Annotated in this window: 18 protein-coding genes; 4 read left to right on the plus strand and 14 right to left on the minus strand. The window is 62.6% G+C overall.

Annotated features, from left to right (window positions below; all coding sequences use genetic code 11):
* Positions 1–189: 189 nt before the first annotated feature.
* The 9 genes from LU684_RS12830 to LU684_RS12870 form a co-directional block, all read right to left on the minus strand.
* Positions 190–1,158, minus strand: a complete 969-nt coding sequence (locus LU684_RS12830) for a peptide ABC transporter ATP-binding protein (RefSeq protein ID WP_016485003.1) — start codon at positions 1,156–1,158, stop codon at positions 190–192.
* Positions 1,158–2,126 (minus strand): ABC transporter ATP-binding protein, encoded by a 969-nt coding sequence (locus LU684_RS12835; protein WP_102667673.1) that lies wholly within the window; start codon positions 2,124–2,126, stop codon positions 1,158–1,160. Before LU684_RS12835 ends, LU684_RS12830 begins: the two co-directional genes overlap by 1 nt.
* A 10-nt stretch (positions 2,127–2,136) precedes the next feature.
* A complete protein-coding gene (locus tag LU684_RS12840) occupies positions 2,137–3,063 on the minus strand; it encodes an ABC transporter permease subunit (protein ID WP_102667672.1) in 927 nt (308 codons plus the stop codon).
* 10 nt (positions 3,064–3,073) lie between these two features.
* Positions 3,074–4,084 carry an ABC transporter permease subunit gene (locus LU684_RS12845; protein ID WP_016485006.1) on the minus strand — a complete coding sequence of 337 codons (1,011 nt, stop codon included), beginning with the start codon at positions 4,082–4,084 and terminating at the stop codon, positions 3,074–3,076.
* Between the two features lie 91 nt (positions 4,085–4,175).
* A complete protein-coding gene (locus LU684_RS12850; RefSeq protein WP_232894705.1) occupies positions 4,176–5,786 on the minus strand; it encodes an ABC transporter substrate-binding protein in 1,611 nt (536 codons plus the stop codon).
* Between the two features lie 80 nt (positions 5,787–5,866).
* Positions 5,867–7,246, minus strand: a complete 1,380-nt coding sequence (locus LU684_RS12855) for an OprD family porin (protein ID WP_060517632.1) — start codon at positions 7,244–7,246, stop codon at positions 5,867–5,869.
* Between the two features lie 228 nt (positions 7,247–7,474).
* Entirely contained in the window at positions 7,475–9,067 is a 1,593-nt protein-coding gene (locus tag LU684_RS12860; RefSeq protein ID WP_060517620.1) for an ABC transporter substrate-binding protein, read from the minus strand.
* Between the two features lie 145 nt (positions 9,068–9,212).
* Positions 9,213–10,838, minus strand: coding sequence for an ABC transporter substrate-binding protein (locus LU684_RS12865; protein WP_095115799.1), 1,626 nt, complete (start codon positions 10,836–10,838; stop codon positions 9,213–9,215).
* A gap of 346 nt (positions 10,839–11,184) precedes the next feature.
* Positions 11,185–11,901: an SIMPL domain-containing protein gene (locus LU684_RS12870; protein ID WP_232894706.1), complete on the minus strand. Its 717-nt coding sequence runs from the start codon at positions 11,899–11,901 to the stop codon at positions 11,185–11,187.
* A gap of 200 nt (positions 11,902–12,101) precedes the next feature.
* Here LU684_RS12870 and LU684_RS12875 point away from each other — a divergent pair, with 200 nt between their 5' ends.
* From LU684_RS12875 to LU684_RS12890, 4 genes are all read left to right on the plus strand, one after another.
* The gene (locus tag LU684_RS12875; protein WP_016485012.1) at positions 12,102–13,358 is read left to right on the plus strand and encodes an ATP-binding protein; all 1,257 of its coding nucleotides are present in this window, start codon (positions 12,102–12,104) and stop codon (positions 13,356–13,358) included.
* On the plus strand, positions 13,358–13,918 hold the full coding sequence (locus tag LU684_RS12880; RefSeq protein WP_003255244.1) for a response regulator transcription factor: 561 nt from the start codon (positions 13,358–13,360) through the stop codon (positions 13,916–13,918). The genes LU684_RS12875 and LU684_RS12880 overlap by 1 nt, the downstream gene beginning before the upstream one ends.
* 207 nt (positions 13,919–14,125) lie before the next feature.
* A complete protein-coding gene (locus LU684_RS12885; RefSeq protein WP_016485013.1) occupies positions 14,126–15,067 on the plus strand; it encodes an AEC family transporter in 942 nt (313 codons plus the stop codon).
* A gap of 53 nt (positions 15,068–15,120) precedes the next feature.
* The gene (locus LU684_RS12890) at positions 15,121–16,482 is read left to right on the plus strand and encodes an amino acid permease (RefSeq protein ID WP_023048012.1); all 1,362 of its coding nucleotides are present in this window, start codon (positions 15,121–15,123) and stop codon (positions 16,480–16,482) included.
* Positions 16,483–16,577: 95 nt separating this feature from the next.
* Here the strand turns inward: LU684_RS12890 and LU684_RS12895 are convergent, their stop codons facing one another.
* From LU684_RS12895 to gatC, 5 genes are all read right to left on the minus strand, one after another.
* Positions 16,578–17,621 (minus strand): calcium/sodium antiporter, encoded by a 1,044-nt coding sequence (locus LU684_RS12895; protein ID WP_024717620.1) that lies wholly within the window; start codon positions 17,619–17,621, stop codon positions 16,578–16,580.
* Positions 17,622–17,681: 60 nt separating this feature from the next.
* The gene (locus LU684_RS12900; RefSeq protein WP_095115795.1) at positions 17,682–18,056 is read right to left on the minus strand and encodes a septal ring lytic transglycosylase RlpA family protein; all 375 of its coding nucleotides are present in this window, start codon (positions 18,054–18,056) and stop codon (positions 17,682–17,684) included.
* Positions 18,057–18,192: 136 nt separating this feature from the next.
* The gene (gene gatB, locus LU684_RS12905) at positions 18,193–19,638 is read right to left on the minus strand and encodes an Asp-tRNA(Asn)/Glu-tRNA(Gln) amidotransferase subunit GatB (RefSeq protein ID WP_023048013.1); all 1,446 of its coding nucleotides are present in this window, start codon (positions 19,636–19,638) and stop codon (positions 18,193–18,195) included.
* Positions 19,639–19,649: 11 nt separating this feature from the next.
* Positions 19,650–21,101, minus strand: coding sequence for an Asp-tRNA(Asn)/Glu-tRNA(Gln) amidotransferase subunit GatA (gene gatA, locus LU684_RS12910; RefSeq protein WP_016485018.1), 1,452 nt, complete (start codon positions 21,099–21,101; stop codon positions 19,650–19,652).
* Between the two features lie 15 nt (positions 21,102–21,116).
* The gene (gatC, locus tag LU684_RS12915; RefSeq protein WP_016485019.1) at positions 21,117–21,404 is read right to left on the minus strand and encodes an Asp-tRNA(Asn)/Glu-tRNA(Gln) amidotransferase subunit GatC; all 288 of its coding nucleotides are present in this window, start codon (positions 21,402–21,404) and stop codon (positions 21,117–21,119) included.
* Positions 21,405–21,508 lie beyond the last annotated feature (104 nt).

Genomic DNA, 21,508 nt, shown 5'->3' on the forward strand with positions numbered 1-21,508 from the left:
GGATGCTTGGTGTACCGATCCCGGTCATCATCCTGATTGCCATTTTCATGCATTGACCGAGAGGGCCGCTTTGCGGCCCATTCGCAGCACAAGGCTGCTCCTACAGACGACCGCGATATCCCCTGTTATCGCGGTCCCTTGCAGGAGCAGCCTTGTGCTGCGAATGGGGCGCAGAGCGCCCCCGGTCATCTACAGGAACTGCTCGGCATAGTGGCAAGCCACCTGTCGGCTACTCACCTGCCGCAACGCTGGCACCTCCTTGGCACAGCGTTCCGTCGCATACGGGCAGCGCTTGTGAAACGCACACCCATCTGGCGGGTTCAACGGGTTGGGCAGCTCCCCGACAATGCGGATCTTCGGCTTCAGCGGATCCGGGTGAATGGCAGGTGTTGCCGACAGCAGCGCCTGGGTATAGGGATGCAGCGGCCGCTCGTAAATATCCGTTTTCGGCCCCATCTCTGCCGGCCGCCCCAGGTACATCACCAGTACGTGATCGGCCACATGCCGCACCACCGCCAGGTTGTGCGAGATGAACACGTAGGCGGTGTTGAACTCCTTCTGCAAATCCATGAACAGGTTCAGTACCTGTGCCTGGATCGACACATCCAATGCCGAGGTCGGCTCGTCCGCCACCAGCACTTTTGGCTGCAGCATCATCGCTCGGGCCAAGGCGATGCGCTGGCGCTGACCCCCTGAGAACATGTGCGGGTAGCGCTGGTAGTGCTCGGGTCGCAAGCCCACCTGCTCCATCATTTTTTGCACTTTCTCGCGCCGCTCGGCTTTGCTCAGCGAGGTGTTGATCAGCAGCGGCTCGGCCAGCTGGTCACCAATTTTCTGCCGTGGGTTGAGCGAGGCGTAGGGGCTCTGGAACACCATCTGCACGTCGCGCCGCAGTTGCTTGCGCTCAGCCTTGCTGGCGCCGTTCACCTCGGTGCCGGCAATTTGCAGCGAGCCGGACGACGGCTCTTCGATCAGGGTCAGGGCGCGGGCCAGGGTGGACTTGCCGCAGCCCGACTCGCCGACCACCGCCAGGGTCTTGCCGGCTTCCAGTTCGAACGATACGCCATTCAGCGCACGGACCAGGGCGTGCCCTTTGAACAGGCCGCGGGAGACTTCGTAATGCCGGGTAAGCTCGCGCGCAGATAGAACGACGGCCATCACGCCACCTCCTGGTTCAACGGGTAGAAACAACGCACCAGGCTGTGAGCCTGGGGATCGAGGGGAGGGCGCTGGCGCCGACAGTTTTCCTGCACATAGGGGCAGCGCGGCGACAACAGGCAGCCGACGGGGCGGTCGTAGCGGCCAGGGACGATGCCAGGCAGGGTGGCCAGGCGCTCGGCGCCGATGCTGTGCTCGGGGATCGCCGCCAGCAGGGCTTCGCTGTAGGGGTGGGCGGGCACGTCGAACAGCGTCGGCACCTGGCCCACCTCGACGGCTTCGCCTGCGTACATCACGCATACCCGCTTGGCCGTTTCGGCGACCACGGCGAGGTCGTGGGTGATCAGGATGAGCGCCATGTTGCGCTCCTTCTGCAGGTTGACCAGCAGCTCCATGATCTGCGCCTGGATGGTCACGTCCAGTGCGGTGGTCGGCTCGTCGGCGATCAGCAGCTTGGGCTCGCCGGCAATGGCCATGGCAATCGCCACACGCTGGCTCATGCCGCCAGACAGCTGATGCGGATAGGCATCCAGGCGGCTTTGCGCAGCTGGGATCTCGACCTTTTTCAACAGCTCAAGGGCACGCTGGCGCGCGGCCTTGCCCGTCAGGCCCAGGTGCTGGCGCAGCACTTCTTCGATCTGGTAGCCCACGGTATAGCTGGGGTTGAGGGCGGTCATCGGGTCCTGGAAGACCATGGCGATGTCCTTGCCCACCACCTTGCGCCGCTGGCGGCCGCTGAGCTTGAGCATGTCGATGCCGTCGAAACGGAGGGCGTCGGCGGTGATGCGCCCGGGGGCGTCGATCAGGCCCATCAAGGCCATCATGGTCACGGATTTGCCCGAGCCGGATTCGCCGACGATGGCCAGGATCTCGCCAGCCTCCACCGACAGGTCCAGGCCATCGACGACAGGTACGGCATTGGCGTCGCCGAAGCGCACGTTCAGGTTGTTGATCTGCAACAGTGACATGGCGTTCTCCTCAGGCGGCGTTCTTGAGTTTCGGGTCCAGCGCATCGCGCAGGCCGTCGCCCATCAGGTTGATTGCCAGCACACTGAGCAGAATGGTCAGGCCGGGCAGGCTCACCACCCACCAGGCGCGCTCGATATAGTCACGGGCCGAAGCCAGCATGGTGCCCCACTCCGGGGTGGGTGGTTGCACGCCCAGGCCCAGGAAGCCCAACGCGGCAGCATCGAGGATCGCTGAAGAGAAGCTGAGGGTAGCCTGCACGATCAGTGGCGCCATGCAGTTGGGCAGCACGGTGACGAACATCAGCCGTGGCAGCCCGGCACCCGCCAGGCGTGCGGCGGTGACGTAGTCGCGGTTCAGTTCAACCATTACCGCAGCCCGGGTCAGGCGCACGTAGGAGGGCAGTGAGACGATGGCGATGGCGATTACCGTGTTGATCAGGCCTGGGCCGAGGATGGCGACGATGGCCACGGCCAGCAGCAGGGAGGGCAGGGCCAGCATCACATCCATCAGGCGCATGATCGATGGGCCGAGGATGTGCGGGAAGAAGCCGGCCAGCAGGCCCAGCAGGATGCCCGGGATCAGCGACATCACCACCGACGACAGGCCGATCAGCAGCGACAGCCGCGCCCCCTGTATCAGGCGCGAAAGCAGGTCGCGGCCCAGTTCGTCGGTGCCGAGGATGAACTGCCAGGTGCCGCCTTCCAGCCATACCGGCGGGGTCAGCAGGAAGGCGCGGTACTGCTCGCTCGGGTCATGCGGGGCGACCCACGGCGCGAACAGTGCACAGAACACCACCAGGCACATGAAGGCCAGGCCCATCACTGCGCCTTTGTTGCGCGCAAAGGCTTGCCAGAATTCTTTGTACGGCGAGGGGTAGAGCAGGCTCTGGTCCACCGGGCTGGCCGGCGACACGGATTTTGCAATCGGGCTAGTCATGGCGAAGGCCTCAGCGCTGATGACGGATGCGTGGGTTGGCCAGGCCGTAGAGGATGTCCACGACGAAGTTGACCAGGATTACCAGGCAGGCGATCAACAGGATGCCGTTCTGGACCACGGGGTAGTCACGGGCACCGATGGCTTCGATCAGCCACTTGCCGATGCCCGGCCAGGAAAAGATGGTTTCGGTCAGCACCGCACCGGCCAGCAGCGTGCCGACCTGCAGGCCGAACACGGTCAGCACCGGAATCAAGGCATTGCGCAGGCCGTGCACGAACACCACGCGGGCCGGCGACAGGCCTTTGGCGCGGGCGGTGCGGATGTAGTCTTCGCGCAGTACTTCAAGCATCGACGAACGGGTCATGCGGGCGATGACTGCCAGCGGGATGGTACCCAGCACGATGGCCGGCAGGATCAGGTGCATCACCGCGTCCTTGAAGGCGCCTTCTTCGTCGCTGAGCAGGGTATCGATGAGCATGAAGCCGGTTTTCGGCTCAATGTCGTAGAGCAGGTCGATGCGCCCGGACACTGGGGTCCAGCCCAGGCTCACCGAGAAGAACATGATCAGGATCAGGCCCCACCAGAAGATCGGCATCGAGTAGCCGGCCAGGGAAATGCCCATCACCCCGTGGTCGAACAATGAACCGCGCTTGAGCGCGGCGATCACCCCGGCCAGCAGGCCGACGATACCGGCGAACAGCAGGGCGGCGAAGGCCAGCTCCAGGGTGGCCGGGAACAGGGTGAGAAACTCGGTCCACACGCTTTCGCGGGTGCGCAGCGATTCGCCGAGGTCACCCTGGGCCAGCTTGCCGACATAGTCCAGGTACTGGACCGGCAGTGGCTTGTTCAGGCCCAGGCGCTCCATGGCCTGGGCGTGCATTTCGGGATCGACCCTGCGCTCGCCCATCATGACTTCCACCGGGTCGCCGGGGATCAGGCGTATGAGCGCAAAGGTCAGCAAGGTGATGCCGAAAAAGGTCGGTATCAGCAGGCCAAGGCGCCGGGCAATAAAACTCAACATTGTCGGGGTTACCTCATCAGGCCGCGGGGCGATCAGCCCGGTACGGCAATGCCGCCGGTCCCCGTGTGGGTTGCCGGCGGTCGTTGTTGTTCTACTTCACCTTGGTGGTGGCGAAGTTATTGTTGGTCAGAGGGCTGATCACGTAGCCCTCCACGTTGTCACGCATGGCGGTGAACATCTTTGGATGGGCCATGCTGATCCAGGGTTGGTCGTCATCGTACACCTTCAATGCGTCGCTATAGAGCCTTGCGCGCTCGTCGTTGTCGACCACCTCGCGGGCACGGGTGATCAGCTCCTGGAATTTCGAGTTGCACCAGCGGGCGTAGTTCTCGCCGGTTTTGGCGGCGTCGCAACTGAGCAGCGGGGTGAGGAAGTTGTCGGGGTCGCCGTTGTCGCCAGCCCAGCCGGTGGACACGAGGTCGGCCTCGCCATTTTTTGCACGGCGCAGCATTTCGGCCCATTCCATCACGCGGATATCCAGCTGCAGGCCGATCTGCTTCAGGTCGGCCTGCAGCATCTCGGCCGACAGGCGCGGGTTAGGGTTGGTCATGCCACCGCCGTTGCGGGTAAACAGTGTGATCACCGTGCCTTCCGGTACGCCAGCTTCCTTGAGCAGGGCGCGTGCCTTTGCGAGGTCGCGGGGCGGGTTTTGGTTGGCGGTGTTGAAGCCAGGCATGGTCGGTGGGTAGGGGTTCACACCCACCAGCGCGTTGCCTTTGCCGAACAGCTGGTCGACATGAGTCTGCCGATCGAACGCCATATTGATGGCTTTGCGCACGCGTACATCGCTGAGGTATTTGTGCTCGGTATTCATGGCGATGTAGCCGGTGACAAGCGCTTCGATTTCGGCGACCTTGAGTTTCGGGTCGGCCTTGATCGATGGCACGTCATCCGGCTTGGGGTACAAGGCGACCTGGCATTCGTTGGCGCGCAGCTTCTGCAGGCGCACGTTGCTGTCGGTGGCGATGGCGAACACCAGCGCGTCGGCCGGCGGTTTGCCGCGGAAGTAGTCTGGGTTGGGTTTGAAGCGGACCTGCGCATCCTTGTTGTAACGCTGGAAGATGAACGGGCCGGTGCCGACCGGCTTACTGTTCAGCTCGGCGGTTTTACCGGCCCTGAGCAACTGGTCACCGTACTCGGCGGAGTAGATCGAGGTGAAGCCCATGGCCATGTCATGCAGGAACGGTGCTTCCGGCCGGGCCAGGGTGATCACCACGGTGTGGTCGTCGGTCTTGATCACCGATTTGAGCAGCTGCTTGAAGGCCATGCTTTCAAAATACGGGTAGCCGACGCTGGTTTTGTCGTGCCACGGGTGGTGCGGGTCAAGCTGGCGGTTGAGGCTCCACAACACATCGTCGGCGTTGAAGTCGCGGGTCGGCTCGAAGTAGTCGGTGGTGTGGAACTTCACCCCTTGGCGCAGATGGAAGGTGTAGGTCAGCCCGTCTGGCGAAATGTCCCAGCGCTCGGCCAGGGCCGGCTGGACGTCGGTGGTGCCTGGTTTGAAGTCGACCAGGCGGTTGAACAGTGTCTCGGACGTCGCATCAAGTGTGACCGCGGTGGTGTACTGGACAACGTCGAACCCTTCCGGGCTGGCCTCGGTACAGACCACCAGCGGTTTGGCTGCCAGCTGCGTTGCGCTGCCCAGCACCAGCGTGGCGAGGGCAAGGCGTAACGGTAGCGATTTGATGAAAGCTCTCTGCATGGGTTGAACACTCCCTGCTTTTGCATTGATTCCAGCGTAGCCGCCACGGCCCGCTGCGAAGGGGACCGTGGCGCCAGCGGTCAAAGAATGTTGAATGGAATGGTGGTAACCACCCGGAACTCGTCCAGGCTGCCGTCACCCTGTGCCTTGCTGGCGCGGTGGGTGGTGTAGGTCGCGCGGATGCTGGTGTCTCTCAGCGGCCCGCTCTGCACCGCGTAGCTGGTGCCGATGCCCCACTCGTAGTGGGTTTCGCCGTTCAGGCCATTCACGTCGTAGGCGGTGCCGCGGTAGTGAGTGCCGTCAATGCCCCAGCCGCGTGCGTTGTACAGGTTGAACTTCAGCCCTGGCACGCCGTAGGGCGCCATGTTCAATACATAGGAAAGCTGCAGCGACTTCTCGTTGGGGCCGTTGAAGTCCGACAACAACGAGTTGGCCAGGTAGATGCCGTTGGTTTCGTGCAGGTAGTCGAAGTATTCGTTGCCGTTCACCTGCTGCCACGAGGCGCTGAGGGTATGGGCCTGGTGGGTCAGGCCGAGCGACAGGCTGTAGGTGTCGTTGTCGATCTTGCCCATTTTCCGGCTGCCAGCATCGACGGTCTTGTAGTAGTTAAGGCCGGTGCTCAGGCTGAGCACTGCACTGTCGCCGAGCACGTGGTTGGCGCCGAAGTAGTACTGGTTCCAGAAGTCGTCTACCTGGGTGGCATACAGGCTGGTACTCAGGCTTTTGAACGGCTGGTAATTGATGCCGGCAGTGCTGGCGCGGTCGGTTTCCACGCCGGTGGCGCCGTATTCGCTGCGAAACTTGCTAAGGCTTTGTTCGGTGCGTGGCGAAACGCGGTCGAAAGTGCCCAGATCGAGGCTCAGGTTGTCGAACTCGGCGCTGTGCAGGAACGCGCCCTGGAAGCTCGATGGCAGGGCGCGGTTGCCGATGTAGGCGATCATGGGCGTGTCCACCGACTGGCGGCCAAGGGTAAGGGTGGTGTTGGACACGCGCGCCTTGATGTTGCCCAGGCCCAGTTTGCTCCACTGGCCGACGGGGTCGCCATCGCTGTGGGTGAGGGTGCGGTTGTTGGGGCCGGCAATCGCTTCGCGGCTCTGCTGCAGGGCGATGGCGTTATAGCCAGCGGCCTCGACAGCGAAACCCACGGTGCCTTGGGTGAAACCGGAGCTGTAGTTGAGGATGGTGCCCTGCAGCCAGTTTTCCCGGCTGTGGGTGGGGTGGCGGGTGCCGTCGCTCTTGTAGTACTTCCACAGCGGGGCGCGTGCAGCGCGTTCGCGGGCGTACCAGTTGCGGGTGCTGCCGGACAGGCTCTGGCCGTCGATGAAGCCGCTGGCTTGCGCCTGCGCGCTGCTGCCTTTGAGGGTGAGCGGAATGTAGTCCTGGCTTTGCGGATCGGCCTGGGCCACGGTGGAAAATGCACTGATGGATAAGGCCAGTGCGCTCAGGGTTGGTACTTTCAAGGTTGAAGCTCCCATTGCTTTCTAGTTATTGCCGGTCTTGTGGGCCGGGTTTTTTGCTGCGGTGTTGCCAGAGTTGCCCGGGGTCGCCGGGCTAAAAGGGGGAGTTGTGTTGCCTGTGCTGGCCTTTTGGCGGGCAAGCCCGCTCCCACAGATAGGGCGCAAGGTCCGAACCTGTAGAGATCCTGCGGGAGCGGGCTTGCCCGCGAAGAGGCCGGTATTGGCTAACGCTTAATCAACACTCACACCGGAAAAATCATTGCGCCCAAACGGGCTGACCTTGAACTCAGAAACCTTGATGCTGAGCGGCTGGTTAACTGTGGAATGCGCCACCGGCGTAATCGGCACCTGCTGTTTGAGCCGTTGCTGGGCCTGCCGGTACAGCGCACTGCGCTGCGGTTGGTCTGTGACCTGCTTGGCCTGCTTGACCAGGCTGTCGTACTGCGGGTCGCACCACAGCGAGTAGTTGTTGCTGCCGATGGCATCGCAGCTGTAGAGGGTGCCTAGCCAGTTGTCCGGGTCACCGTTGTCGCCGGTCCAGCCAATCAGGGCGATGTCGTGCTCGCCGCTTTTCATGCGCTTGAGGTACTCGCCCCATTCGTAACTGACGATGCGCACCTTGAACCCGAGTTTGTTCCAGTCTGCCTGGAGCATTTCGGCCATCAGCTTGGCGTTGGGGTTGTAAGGGCGTTGCACCGGCATGGCCCAAAGGGTGACTTCGGTGCCAGGTTTGACGCCGGCCTGCTGCAGCAGCTGCCTGGCCTTTTGCGGGTCGTAGGGCGCGTCTTTGAGGCTTTCGTCATAGGACCACTGGGTCGGTGGCATGGCGTTGACTGCCAGTTGGCCGGAATCCTGATACACCGCCTGGAGTATGGCCTTCTTGTTCACAGCCATGTCCATCGCCTGGCGCACCTCCAGCCGGTCGAACGGTGGGTGCTGGGTGTTGTAGGCGATGTAGCCGAGGTTGAAGCCTGGTTGCTGCAATACCCGCAGCGAGCTGTCGGCCTTGAGCGCTGGCAGGTCGGCCGGGCGAGGGTGCAGGGTGACCTGGCATTCGTTGCGGCGCAGTTTCTGGATGCGTACCGAAGGGTCGATGTTGATCGAGAACACCAGGTTGTCGATTTTCACCTCATCCGGCGCCCAATACTCCTTGTTGCCTTTGTAGCGGATCTGCGAATCCTTCTGATAACGCTGGAACACGAACGGCCCGGTGCCGATGGGCTGCTGGTTGATGTCGCTCGGTCTTGCGCTGGCCATCAGTTGCCCGGCGTATTCGGCGGAGAGGATGGAGGCGAAGCTCATGGCCAGGTTCTGGATGAACGCGGCATCGACCGTGTTCAGGGTGAATGCCACAGTCAGCGGGTCGATTTTCTCGACATGGGCGATGTTCTTGTCCAGGCCCATGCTGATGAAGTAAGGAAACTCGGTAGGGTAGGCCTGGCGGAACGGGTGGCCTTTGTCGAGCATGCGGTTGAAGGTGAACAGCACATCGTCGGCGTTGAAATCGCGGCTTGGGGAGAAGGCCTTGTTGCTGTGGAACTTCACCCCTTCACGCAGGTGGAAGGTATAGCGCAAGCCATCGTCGGATACTTCCCAGCGGGTTGCCAGGGCAGGGTGCACGGCAGTACCACCACGCTCGAACTCGACCAGGCGGTTGTAGATCGGCTCGGCGGCGTCGTTGTCGGTGGCGCTGGTGTACTGGGCGGTGTCGAAGCCGGCGGGGCTGCCCTCGGAGCAAAACACCAGGTTGTTCGCCAACAGGGCCGGGGATTGGCTCATCAGGCCCAGGGCCAGCAAGGTTGAAAGACGGGTCGCGTGACGCATGGCAAGTCCTTTTTCAGCTGTTTGCGCCGCCTCGGGGTGCGAATGGCGGCAACAGTTCGCCCACCCCGCAGCGGATAGCCGCGGGACGACATGAAGAGGGGGAAGGGGGCAAGGCACCCGCCAGATGGCGGGTGCTGGAGTTACCCTATTTGTCCACGCTTACGCCATAGAAGGCGTTCAGCGCAAACGGGCTGATCTTGAAGTCCTTCACTTTGGCGCTCATGGGCTGATACACGGTGGAGTGGGCGATCGGGGTAATCGGCACCTGCTCCTTGAGAATGTGCTGCGCCTGCTGGTACAGCTCGGTGCGCTTGGCCTGGTCGGAGGTAGCCTTGGCCTGCTTGATCAGGTCGTCGTAGGGCTTGTAGCACCACTTGGAGAAGTTGTTGCCGTCGACGGCATCGCAGCCGTAGAGGGTGCCCAGCCAGTTGTCCGGGTCACCGTTGTCGCCGCTCCAACCAATCAGCATGGCGCCTTGTTCGCCACCTTTGGAGCGTTTGATGTACTCGCCCCATTCATAGCTGACGATTTTGGCCTTGATGCCGATCTTGGCCCAGTCGGATTGCAGCATTTCGGCCATCAGCTTGGCATTGGGGTTGTATGGGCGTTGCACGGGCATGGCCCACAGGGTGATCTCGGTGCCTTCCTTGATGCCGGCTTCCTTGAGCAGCTGTTTAGCTTTTTCGGGGTCGAAGGGGGCGTCCTTTATGCTGTCGTCATACGACCACTGGGTCGGCGGCATGGCATTGACTGCCAACTGGCCGGCGCCCTGGTAGACCGACTCGATGATCTTCTTCTTGTCCACCGCCATGTCCAGCGCCTGGCGCACTTTCAGCTGAGCCATGGGGTTGGGCTCGTTGCTGCCCTTGATCTTGTCCATCACGTTGTAGGCGATGTAGCCCAGGTTGAACCCGGCTTGCTGGGGCATCTGCAGGTGCTTGTCGGCCTTTAGCGGCTCGATGTCGGCGGGCCGCGGGAACAGGGTGACCTGGCACTCGTTCTTCTTCAGTTTTTGCATGCGTACCGAGGCATCGGTGGTGATGGCGAAGATCAGGTTGTCGATCTTCACGTCCTCGGGCTGCCAGTAGTCCTTGTTGCCCTTGAAGCGAATCTGCGCGTCCTTCTGGTACTTGCTGAACACGAACGGGCCGGTGCCGATCGGCTTCTGGTTGATGTCGGCGGCCTTGCCGTTCTTCAGCAATTGGTCGGCGTACTCGGCGGACTGGATGGAAGCGAAGCTCATGGCCAGGTTCTGGATGAACGCGGCGTCGACCTCGTTAAGGGTGAACTTCACCGTGTGCTCGTCCAGCTTTTCCACCTTGGCGATGTTCTTGTCCATGCCCATGTCGGTGAAATACGGGAACTCGGTAGGGTAGGCCTTGCGGAACGGCTGATCCTTGTCGAGCATGCGGTTGAAGGTGAACAGCACATCGTCGGCGTTGAAGGGCCGGCTGGGCTTGAAGTAGTCGGTGGTATGGAACTTGACGCCTTCGCGCAGGTGGAAGGTGTAGGTCTTGCCGTCGTCGGACACTTCCCACTTGGTCGCCAGGCCCGGGATAACTGCAGTACCGCCTCGTTCGAACTGGGTCAAGCGGTTGAACACGGTCTCTGCCGAGGCGTCGAAGTCGGTCCCGGTGGTGTACTGGCCAGGGTCAAAACCGGCCGGGCTGCCCTCTGAGCAAAACACCAGGTTGGACGCGGCCAGGACCGACGGCGCGCCGGTGAGCAAGCCTGCGCCAAGCAGGAACGGAATGACTGCGTGTTTGAGCATGGTGGCCTCATTGTTGTCATTTTTTGGATGAGGTGGCCTCGTGAGCCGACCTGAGGATACTTATGCAGGGGGTGTTCCCAATGCAACAGGTATAAGGATAGTTGGCGCCGGAAAAGTGGTACGGGCGTACATGGATGTCGCATCAGTATAACTTTAGGCGAAGTTAAACGTTTGCGCAGGCAAAATGATGGCATTTTGCGCGATGTTTCTAGGCGGTGATAAACGTAGGACGCACCTGGGTGTTGCGTAGGAAATGTCTGAAAAGCAGATTCAAGCGGCAAGCAGCAAGCCACAGCAGACCGGGTTCACAGTCAACTTGCAGCTTGCCGCTTGAAGCTCGTGGCTGTCAGGGCATTTGCACTTCGATCAGGCCATCAGCATTCATGCTCACTTCGCTGGTGCCCGCCTCGACATCCGGCGCTGGCGCTGCTTCGTCGGCCCCCATGGCTTTCATCGCCATCGGCGCACTGCGCAGGTACGGGCGCGGGTAACCGCTGCTGTTGAGGTTCAGGCTGACCACTTTGTAGCCCTTGCCGCCCAGCGCCTCGGTGGCCAGTTGAGCACGCGCCTTGAAGGCATCGACGGCGTCCTTGAGCAATGCATCCTCACTGGCCTTGCGTGTGGCCGGTGCGATGGAGAAGTCCATGCCGCCCATTTTCAGCTCTTGCAGCAGGTCGGCTGTGAGCTGGGACAGGGCCGGGAAGTTGTCGCTTTCCAGGCGCAGTTCGGCGCGCTCGCGCCAGCCGGTAATCTTCTGGCCCTTGCTGTCATACACCGGGTAGCTGTTGCGGCTGCCTTGGCTGATCTTCACGTCCTTGACCTGTCGCGACTGCTGCACGGCCTTGTTCATGGTTTCGGTGATCTGCTTGGCCAGCTTGCCCGGGTCGCTGTTCTGCGCTTCGCTGTACAGGGTCACGACCATCAGGTCGCGCGGCACTTCCTTGCTCACTTCAGCGCGCAGCGATACCTGGTTGTAACGTGGCTCATCGGCAGCCAGCGCAGGCAGGCTGGCGAGCAAGCCGCAGGACAGAATCAGGGCGGCGCCGCGACGTGGGATTTGCATGTGGTACTCCTTGGCAATAAAAGGCGTGGGGTTTGGCCATCATTCCACGCATGGCCCATCAGACCGGCAACAGTGTAGTGGGTTCAAAAGTGCCATCATGAACCTGTGACAAACTGTGGCGCTTTGCCGCAGCGCTGCAGCGAGGCGCCCGGCTTCGGTATACTCCAGCCGATTTTCTGGAGCACTCATCAGGAGAGCTCATGCTCGCCGCCGTACAACCGCTATCTGCTACCCGCCAGAACCTTTGGCGCCTGACCGTCATCCGGGTCCTGGTCCTGGCTGCCCAGGCTGGCTCCGTGGGCGTCGCCTACTGGACCGAATTGCTACCCTTACCGTGGCTGTCGCTGGCGGGCACCTTGGCTTTGTCGTCGCTGCTGTGTGCCTTCACCGCGCTGCGCTTGCGCCTGTCGCTGCCCGTCACCGAAATGGAGTACGCCCTGCAGTTGGCCTGTGACCTGTTGATCCACAGTGCCTTGCTGTATTACTCCGGCGGCTCGACCAACCCGTTCGTGTCGTATTACCTGGTACCGCTGGCGATTGCCGCAGTGACCTTGCCGTGGCTGTATTCGCTGATTCTGTCGGGTATCGCCCTGACCGCCTACAGCCTGCTGCTGGTGCAGTTCTACCCGCTTGAGGGCCTGCCCATGGCGCGGGACAAGATGCAGGTCTACGGCATGTGGCTGAGCATTGCCCTGGCTGCGGCGGTGATCACTTTCTTTGCCGCACGCATGGCCGAAGAGCTGCGCCGCCAGGAGCAACTGCGGTCCGAGCGGCGTGAAGAAAGCCTGCGCGATGAGCAACTGCTGGCCGTGGCTACCCAGGCCGCAGGTGCTGCCCATGAGCTGGGCACGCCACTGGCGACCATGAGCGTGCTGATCAACGAAATGCGTCAGGACCACACCGACCCGCTGCTGCAGGAAGACCTGCAGATCCTGCAGGACCAGGTAAAGCTGTGCAAAGAGACCTTGCAACAGCTGGTGCGCGCCGCCGAAGCCAACCGCCGCCTGGCGATCGTGGAGCAGGAGGTGACCGCCTGGCTGGACGAGGCGCTGAACCGCTGGCACCTGATGCGCCCGGAAGCCAGCTACCGCTTCCAGCGGTTGCGCGATGGCAAAGTGCCGCGCCTGACGCCACCACCAGACCTGACCCAGGCGCTGCTGAACCTGTTGAACAATGCAGCCGATGCCTGCCCCGATGACTTGGAAGTGCGCCTGGACTGGGACGCTCAGGACATCGTCATTAGTATCCGTGACCATGGCCCTGGCGTGCCGCCGGCCATTGCCGAAGCCATCGGCAAACCCTTCATTACCACCAAAGGCAAAGGCTTCGGCCTGGGCCTGTTCTTGAGCAAGGCCAGCGTGACCCGTGCGGGCGGTTCGGTGAAACTCTATAGTCATGAACAGGGTGGCACCCTGACCGAATTGCGCCTGCCCTATGGCAAGCGAGGAGATGAATGATGAGCGAAGAAAACCAGGTCGAAAGCGAAGAGCTGCCGCACCTGCTGTTGGTGGATGACGATGCCACCTTCACCCGGGTCATGGCCCGGGCAATGAGCCGTCGCGGTTTCCGCGTGAGCACCGCCAGTTCGGCCGAGGAAGGCTTGATTCTGGCCCAGCAGGACCTGCCAGATTACGCCACGCTGGACCTGAAGATGGACGGTGACTCCGGCCTTGTGCTGCTGCCCAAGCTGCTGGAGCTGGACCCTGAAATGCGCGTGGTGATCCTGACCGGTTACTCGAGCATTGCCACGGCGGTGGAAGCGGTCAAGCGCGGCGCCTGCAATTACCTGTGCAAACCGGCTGACGCCGATGATGTGCTGGCAGCATTGCTGTCGGAGCACACCGACCTGGATACCCTGGTGCCGGAAAACCCGATGTCGGTCGACCGCCTGCAGTGGGAACACATCCAGCGCGTACTGAACGAGCACGAGGGCAACATTTCGGCCACCGCACGTGCGCTGGGCATGCACCGCCGGACCTTGCAGCGCAAGCTGCAGAAGCGCCCGGTCCGGCGCTGAGTCCGCGTTGCCTCTTCGCGGGGCAAGCCCGCTCCCCACAGGCCCTGAACAGGTCTGAAGATTTGTGCGATACCTGTGGGAGCGGGCTTGTCCCGCGAAGAGGCCGGCACTGACAGAAATTTTTCTACAAGCCCGCGATCCCCGCAAATACCAGCCGTTGGCGTATCATTAGCCACCTAACGGCAACCTCTCCAGGATCGCTTGCGCATGCTCGCCCTTCTTATCCAGACGCTGAACATCACGGCACCTGTCTTCGCCATGCTGTTCATGGGCGTGCTGCTCAAACGCATCCGTCTGATCGACGATAATTTCAACCGCGTTGCCTCGCAGTTGGTGTTCAACGTCTGCATGCCTGCGCTGTTGTTCCTCGGCATTTACCACGCCGACCTGGCTGCTGCGGTGAAGCCCGGTGTCATCCTTTACTTCATCGTCGCCACTCTGGTGGGCTTCGGCGTCGCTTGGGGCATGGCCATCTGGCGTAGCCCGCAGGCCGACCGGGGCATCTATACCCAGGGCGCGTTCCGCGGCAACAACGGCGTGATCGGCCTGGCCCTGGCTGCCAGCCTTTACGGCGACTACGGTATTTCGCTGGGTGCAGTGCTCGCCGGCCTGGTCATCCTGATGTACAACTCGCTGTCGGCAGTGGTGCTGGCGGTGTACAGCCCGGACCTCAAGTCCGACCCGTGGAGCATCTGCAAGAGCATTTTAAGCAACCCGCTGATCATCAGCGTGCTGGTCGCGACACCCATGGCTTACGGCCAGGTGCCGCTCCCTAACTGGCTGCTGACTTCAGGTGATTACCTGGCACAGATGACCCTGCCGTTGGCATTGATGTGTATTGGCGGCACCCTGTCGCTGGCGGCGCTGCGCGACAGCGGCCGGCTGGCCATCGACGCCAGCCTGGTAAAGATGGTCTGGCTGCCGCTGGCCGGCACCCTCGGTGCCTGGCTGTGCGGCTTTCGCGGGGCCGAACTGGGTATCCTGTTCCTGTACATCGGCAGCCCGACCGCAGCTGCCAGTTACGTCATGGCGCGGGCGGCCAACGGCAACCATGAGCTGGCTGCGTCGATTATCGTGATCACCACCTTAATGGCGGCAATCACCACCAATATCGGCATTTTCATCTTGCAGTGGGGCGGATGGATCTAGATCCTTGACTGCAAACAACACAAAAACAGCCTCACTGAGCTAAAGGACACTTCATGCAAGACCAGAGCAAGCCCGAGCAGTTACAGCGCGGGCTGAAGAATCGCCATATCCAGCTGATTGCGCTGGGCGGGGCCATCGGTACCGGCTTGTTCCTGGGCATCGCCCAGACCATCCAGCTGGCCGGGCCCTCCGTACTGCTGGGGTATGCCATCGCTGGCCTGATGGCCTTCCTGATCATGCGCCAGCTGGGTGAAATGGTGGTGGAAGAGCCGGTGGCCGGTAGCTTCAGCCACTTTGCCCACCAGTACTGGAGCGAGTTTGCAGGCTTCGTGTCGGGCTGGAACTACTGGGTGGTGTATGTACTGGTTGGCATGGCCGAGCTGACGGCCGTGGGTATCTACGTGCAGTACTGGTGGCCGGAATTCCCCACCTGGGCCACGGCGGCGATATTTTTTGTGGTGATCAACCTGATCAACCTGACCCAGGTGAAGGTCTACGGCGAAATGGAATTCTGGTTCGCCCTGATCAAGGTAGTGGCCATCGTCAGCATGATCGGCTTCGGCGCCTGGTTGCTGAGCAGCGGCCATGGCGGCCCGGATGCCAGCGTGGCCAACCTTTGGCAGTACGGCGGCTTCTTCCCTAACGGTGTCAGCGGCTTGGTGATGGCGCTGGCGGTGATCATGTTCTCGTTCGGTGGGCTGGAGCTGGTGGGTATCACTGCTGCCGAGGCAGACAACCCGCGCCAGAGTATCCCCAAGGCCACCAACCAGGTGGTGTACCGCATCCTGATCTTCTACATCGGTGCCCTGGCGGTGCTGCTGTCCCTGTACCCGTGGCAGAAGGTTGTGCAGGGTGGCAGCCCGTTCGTGATGATTTTCCACGAGCTGGACAGCGACCTGGTGGCAACCATCCTCAACATCGTGGTGCTGACGGCTGCGCTGTCGGTTTACAACAGCTGCGTGTACGCCAACAGCCGCATGCTGTTTGGTCTGGCCAGCCAGGGTGACGCACCGCGCCAGTTGCTGAAAGTCAGCCGCAGCGGCGTGCCGTTGACTGCACTGGGCGTGTCTGCCTTCGCGACCGGGCTGTGCGTGGTGATCAACTACCTCATGCCGGGCGAGGCCTTTGGCTTGCTGATGGCCCTGGCGGTGTCGGCGCTGGTGATCAACTGGGCGAGCATCAGCATTACCCACTTGAAGTTCCGCAAGGCCAAGCTGGCGGCCGGTATTACCCCGTTCTACAAGAGCCTGGGGCACCCGCTGACCAACTACCTGTGCCTGGCGTTCATTGTGCTGATTCTGGTGGTGATGTACCTGACTCCGCCGATTCGCATCTCGGTGATGCTGATCCCGGCATGGATTGCCGTGCTGTGGGTGGCCTTCAAGCTGAAGAAGGCTCGGCAGGTTCGCCGTTAGATTTGTATCGCCTGTGAGAACGAGCGCCGCGCGGGCGGTGCTCGATCTAAAGGGCGACACAAGGCTTAAGGCATGCGCCAGATGACATGGCCCGATCAATGCTGCCGGCGCCAGGCGCGCACGGTGGTATACAGCAGCACCACCGCGAGCACAGGCAGCACATAGAACAGCATCAACCGCTCCAGGCGCCCGGCCAGCGGCATGCCCATGGTGAACGCCGCCACGTGCAGGCCGTAGGCCAGGTACAGGCAAAGGAACACCAGGCCTTCGGCGCGGGTGATGCGGTAACCGGAATAGAACACCGGCAGGCTTAGCGCGGCGACGCCGAGCATAACCGGCAGGTCGAAGGCCAGGGCGTTGGGCGAGATCGACAGCGGCACAGGGGTGATCAGCGCGGTCAGGCCCAGCACTGCCAGCAGGTTGAACAGGTTGCTGCCGATCACGGTGCCCACGGCGATTTCCCGTTCACCACGCAGGGCCGCGATCAGCGCGGCGGCGAGCTCTGGCAAGGATGTGCAGATGGCGACGACGGTCAGGCCGATGATGCGCTCGGACAGCCCCAGGTCTGTGGCAACCTCCACGGCGGCCTCCAGCAGCAGGTGGCCCCCCAGGCTCAGCAGGCCAAAGCCGGCCAGCACCTGCAGCAGCGTGCCTGACCAGAAGCGCCTGGCGCTGGATTTTGCCGTGTCCGGCGCGGGGTAAGTGCGTGCGTAGTGGCGCGATTGGTGCCAGAGCATTGCCAGGTAGCCGGCCAGGCCAAGCAGCAGCAGCCCCCCTTCCACCCGGCCCAGGTAACCGTTGGCGGACAAGGCATAGACCAGGCCGCTGGCGAGGATCATCAGCGGAATGTCCAGGCGCACCAGCTGGCGCGACACACGCAGCGGGATGATCAGCGCGGCCAGGCCAAGAATGACCAGTACGTTGAAGATGTTGCTGCCGATCACGCTGCCGACCGCCACATCCGGCGCGCCCTGATAGGCCGCCTGCAGGCTCACGGTCAGTTGTGGTGCTGTACTGCCGAAGGCCACCAGGCTCAGGCCGATGATCAACGGGCGAACATGAAGGCGCTGAGCCAGGCGCAGCGCTGCGCGCACCAGCAATTCGGCGCCGCCGACCAGCAGCAGCAGGGCAATGCCCAGTTGCAACAGGCTGAAGGTGGGAAGGGTGGCCAAGTCGAAAATGGTCGGACTCCTGTCGCGTCAGTCGCTAAGCCCTTGTACTCGCACGCGTGCCGTTCCGCTACGGAGCATGCCGATTTTTTCTGCAGCGGCGCGAGACAGGTCGATCAGGCGGCCGCGGGTGTGCGGGCCACGGTCGTTGATGCGCACCACCACACTGCGCTGGTTGGCCGTGTTGGTGACCCGTACGCGGGTGCCGAACGGCAGGTTGCGGTGGGCGGCGGTAAAACCGTGCTGGTTGAACGGCTCGCCACTGGCGGTGCGTTTGCCGTGGTGGCGCGACCCGTAATAGGAAGCGGTGCCCGTCTGGTCGTAACCACGCGGGTCGATGTCATGGCTGGCGCACCCGGCCAGCAGGGAGAAGAGGGCGAGGGTGCCCCAAAGTCTTTTCAGCAAGTCAGATGTGCTCCAGTGCGGCCATTCGCGGGCTTGCCCGCTCCCACAGGCACATCACCGCCTGTGAGAGCGGTGCATTACCTGTGGGAGCGGGCAAGCCCGCGAACGAGGGCAGCGCCCTCGCAGCCTATTCAGGTCAGCCTTCGAGCTTGGCCTTGAGCAATTGGTTCACCTGCCCCGGGTTGGCCTTGCCTTTGGAGGCTTTCATCGCCTGGCCGACAAAGAAGCCGAACATCTTGCCACGCTTGGCCTCGTCGGCCGCACGGTACTGTTCGACCTGCTCGGCGTTGGCCGCCAGCATCTCGTCCAGCATCTTGTCGATGGCACCGGTGTCGGTCACCTGCTTCAGGCCTTTGCTTTCGATGATGCTGTCGGCATCGCCCTCACCGGCAGCCATCGCCTCGAATACGGTCTTGGCGATTTTGCCGCTGATGGTGTTGTCGCGGATGCGCAGCAGCATGCCACCCAGGTGCGCGGCGCTGACCGGTGCCTGGTCGATCTCGATGCCCAGCTTGTTGAGCAGGCTGCCCAGCTCGACCATGACCCAGTTGGCCGCCAGCTTGGCGTCGCCACCGATTTTTACCACTTCCTCGAAGTAGTCCGCCTGTTCGCGGCTCGAAGCCAGCACGTTGGCGTCGTAGGCCGACAGGCCATACTGGCGCTGGAAGCGTTCGACCTTCTGCGGCGGCAGCTCCGGCAGGCCGGCGCGGATGGTTTCGAGGAAGCTGTCCTCGATCACTACCGGCAGCAGGTCCGGGTCGGGGAAGTAACGGTAGTCGTTGGCTTCCTCCTTGCTGCGCATGGAGCGGGTTTCATCTTTGTTCGGGTCGTACAGGCGAGTTTCCTGCACCACCTTGCCGCCGTCTTCGATCAGGTCGATCTGGCGCTGGATTTCGCTGTTGATCGCGCGCTCGATGAAGCGGAACGAGTTGACGTTCTTGATCTCGCAGCGGGTGCCGAACTCGGCTTGACCCTTCGGACGAATCGACACGTTGCAGTCGCAGCGCAGCGAGCCTTCGGCCATGTTGCCGTCGCAGATGCCCAGGTAGCGCACCAGTGCGTGGATCGCCTTGACGTAGGCCACGGCTTCCTTGGCGCTGCGCATGTCAGGCTCGGAGACGATTTCCAGCAGCGGGGTCCCGGCACGGTTAAGGTCGATGCCGGTGGAGCCGCTGAAGTCTTCGTGCAGGCTTTTGCCGGCGTCTTCTTCCAGGTGCGCGCGGGTGACCCCGATACGCTTGATGGTGCCGTCTTCCAGGGCGATATCCAGGTGGCCCTTGCCGACGATCGGCAGGTCCATCTGGCTGATCTGGTACCCCTTGGGCAAGTCCGGGTAGAAGTAGTTCTTGCGCGCGAACACGTTGCGCTTGCCGATTTCGGCATCGATGGCCAGGCCGAACATGCACGCCATGCGCACGGCTTCCTGGTTCAGCACCGGCAGTACGCCGGGCATGCCCAGGTCTACCAGGCTGGCCTGGGTGTTCGGCTCGGAGCCGAAGGTGGTGGCGCTGCCGGAGAAGATCTTCGACTGGGTGGCGAGCTGAGTGTGGATTTCAAGCCCGATCACAACTTCCCATTGCATGTGTGAACTCCTCAGAAGCCGTTGGGGGCACGGGTGTGCCAGTCGGTCACTTGCTGGTAGCGGTGCGCGACGTTGAGCAGGCGGCCTTCCTGGAAATACGGCGCCAGCAGCTGCACGCCGACCGGCAGGCCGTCGACGAAGCCAGCCGGCATCGACAGGCCCGGCAGGCCCGCCAGGTTGGCGGTGATGGTGTAGACGTCTTCGAGGTAGGCGGCGACCGGGTCGCTGCTCTTGGCGCCAAGCTTCCAGGCCGGGTTTGGCGTGGTCGGGCCGAGGATCAGATCGACATCGTTGAAAGCGGCCATGAAGTCGTTCTTGATCAGGCGGCGGATCTGCTGCGCCTTCACGTAGTAGGCGTCGTAGTAGCCGGCCGACAGGGCGTAGGTGCCGACCATGATGCGGCGCTGCACTTCAATGCCGAAGCCTTCGCCACGGGACCGCTTGTACAGGTCGGTGAGGTCTTTCGGCGCTTCGCAGCGGTAACCGAAGCGCACGCCGTCGAAGCGCGACAGGTTGGATGAGGCCTCCGCCGGGGCGATCACGTAGTAGGCCGGGATGGCGTGCTGCATGTTCGGCAGGCTGATTTCCTTGACCACCGCGCCGAGCTTTTCCAGCTCTTTGACGCTGGCCTGGACCAGCTCGGCGATACGTGGATCGAGGCCGGCCCCGAAGTACTCTTTTGGCAGGCCGATGCGCAGGCCCTGCAGCGAAGCGTTCAGGTTGGCGCTGTAGTCCGGCACCGGCTCTTCGATGCTGGTGGAATCCTTGGCGTCGAAACCGGCCATGCCTTGCAGCAGCAGGGCGCAGTCTTCGGCGGTGCGGGCCAGCGGGCCGCCCTGGTCGAGGCTGGAGGCGTAGGCGATCATGCCCCAGCGCGACACACGACCGTACGTCGGCTTGAGGCCGGTGAGGTTGGTCAGTGCTGCCGGCTGGCGGATCGAACCGCCGGTGTCAGTGCCGGTGGTGGCTGGCAGCAGGCGCGCGGCCACGGCAGCGGCCGAACCGCCCGACGAACCGCCCGGGACGTGTTCGAGGTTCCATGGGTTTTTCACCGCGCCGTAGTGGCTGGATTCGTTGGCCGAACCCATGGCGAACTCGTCCATGTTGGTTTTGCCCAGGGTGACCATGCCGGCTTCAGCCAGCTTGGCGACCACGGTGGCGTCGTAGGGTGCCTTGAAGTTGTCGAGCATCTTCGAGCCGCAACTGGTGCGTACGCCGTTGGTGCAGAACAGGTCCTTGTGGGCGATGGGCGCACCCAGCAGCGCGCCGGTTTCGCCTGCGGCGCGACGGGCGTCGGCGGCACGCGCCTGGCCCAGGGCCAGGTCTTCGGTGACGCTGATGAAGCTGTTGATCTGCGGGTCGAGTTGCTTGACGCGCGCCAACAGGGCGCCAGTCAGCTCTTCGGAGGAAAACGACTTGTCGGCGAGTCCGCGGGCGATCTCGGCCAGGGTCAATTGATGCATGGCAGGCTCTATCCCTTACTCGATGACTTTGGGAACCAGGTACAGACCGCTTTCGGTCGAGGGCGCGATAGCCTGGTAGGCATCGCGCTGGTTGCTTTCGGTGACCTGGTCGGGGCGCAGGCGCTGGCTGGCTTCCAGCGGGTGGGCCAGGGGCTCGATGCCAGTGGTATCGACCGCTTGCATCTGGTCGACCAGCCCGAGGATGCTGTTCAGGGCTTCGGTAATGCGTGGCAGTTCGCCATCATTCAGCCCCAGACGGGCCAGATGGGCGATCTTTTCCACGTCGCAGCGTTCAAGCGCCATGAGGATCTCCAAGGGAAACAAAGAACGGAATTTGGGTCCGCGGTGAGGAACATGTCAGCTTTCTGGCGGTCCAACGGCCGCGATCATCGGCTGGCGTGCTCGGA

Origin of the sequence: Pseudomonas sp. NMI542_15, assembly GCF_021283425.1 — a bacterium.
GTDB classification, from domain to species: Bacteria; Pseudomonadota; Gammaproteobacteria; order Pseudomonadales; family Pseudomonadaceae; genus Aquipseudomonas; species Aquipseudomonas fortuita.

What these genes read in the sequence shown, in the direction of transcription:
- LU684_RS12835 (WP_102667673.1), bottom strand. Translation starts at nt 2,126, where the DNA reads ATGTCACTGTTGCAGATCAACAACCTGAACGTGCGCTTCGGCGACGCC.
- LU684_RS12885 (WP_016485013.1), top strand. Translation starts at nt 14,126, where the DNA reads ATGCTCGCCCTTCTTATCCAGACGCTGAACATCACGGCACCTGTCTTC.
- LU684_RS12880 (WP_003255244.1), top strand. Translation starts at nt 13,358, where the DNA reads ATGAGCGAAGAAAACCAGGTCGAAAGCGAAGAGCTGCCGCACCTGCTG.
- gatC (WP_016485019.1), bottom strand. Translation starts at nt 21,404, where the DNA reads ATGGCGCTTGAACGCTGCGACGTGGAAAAGATCGCCCATCTGGCCCGT.
- gatB (WP_023048013.1), bottom strand. Translation starts at nt 19,638, where the DNA reads ATGCAATGGGAAGTTGTGATCGGGCTTGAAATCCACACTCAGCTCGCC.
- gatA (WP_016485018.1), bottom strand. Translation starts at nt 21,101, where the DNA reads ATGCATCAATTGACCCTGGCCGAGATCGCCCGCGGACTCGCCGACAAG.
- LU684_RS12860 (WP_060517620.1), bottom strand. Translation starts at nt 9,067, where the DNA reads ATGCGTCACGCGACCCGTCTTTCAACCTTGCTGGCCCTGGGCCTGATG.
- LU684_RS12875 (WP_016485012.1), top strand. Translation starts at nt 12,102, where the DNA reads ATGCTCGCCGCCGTACAACCGCTATCTGCTACCCGCCAGAACCTTTGG.
- LU684_RS12850 (WP_232894705.1), bottom strand. Translation starts at nt 5,786, where the DNA reads ATGCAGAGAGCTTTCATCAAATCGCTACCGTTACGCCTTGCCCTCGCC.
- LU684_RS12870 (WP_232894706.1), bottom strand. Translation starts at nt 11,901, where the DNA reads ATGCAAATCCCACGTCGCGGCGCCGCCCTGATTCTGTCCTGCGGCTTG.
- LU684_RS12845 (WP_016485006.1), bottom strand. Translation starts at nt 4,084, where the DNA reads ATGTTGAGTTTTATTGCCCGGCGCCTTGGCCTGCTGATACCGACCTTT.
- LU684_RS12890 (WP_023048012.1), top strand. Translation starts at nt 15,121, where the DNA reads ATGCAAGACCAGAGCAAGCCCGAGCAGTTACAGCGCGGGCTGAAGAAT.
- LU684_RS12865 (WP_095115799.1), bottom strand. Translation starts at nt 10,838, where the DNA reads ATGCTCAAACACGCAGTCATTCCGTTCCTGCTTGGCGCAGGCTTGCTC.
- LU684_RS12840 (WP_102667672.1), bottom strand. Translation starts at nt 3,063, where the DNA reads ATGACTAGCCCGATTGCAAAATCCGTGTCGCCGGCCAGCCCGGTGGAC.
- LU684_RS12830 (WP_016485003.1), bottom strand. Translation starts at nt 1,158, where the DNA reads ATGGCCGTCGTTCTATCTGCGCGCGAGCTTACCCGGCATTACGAAGTC.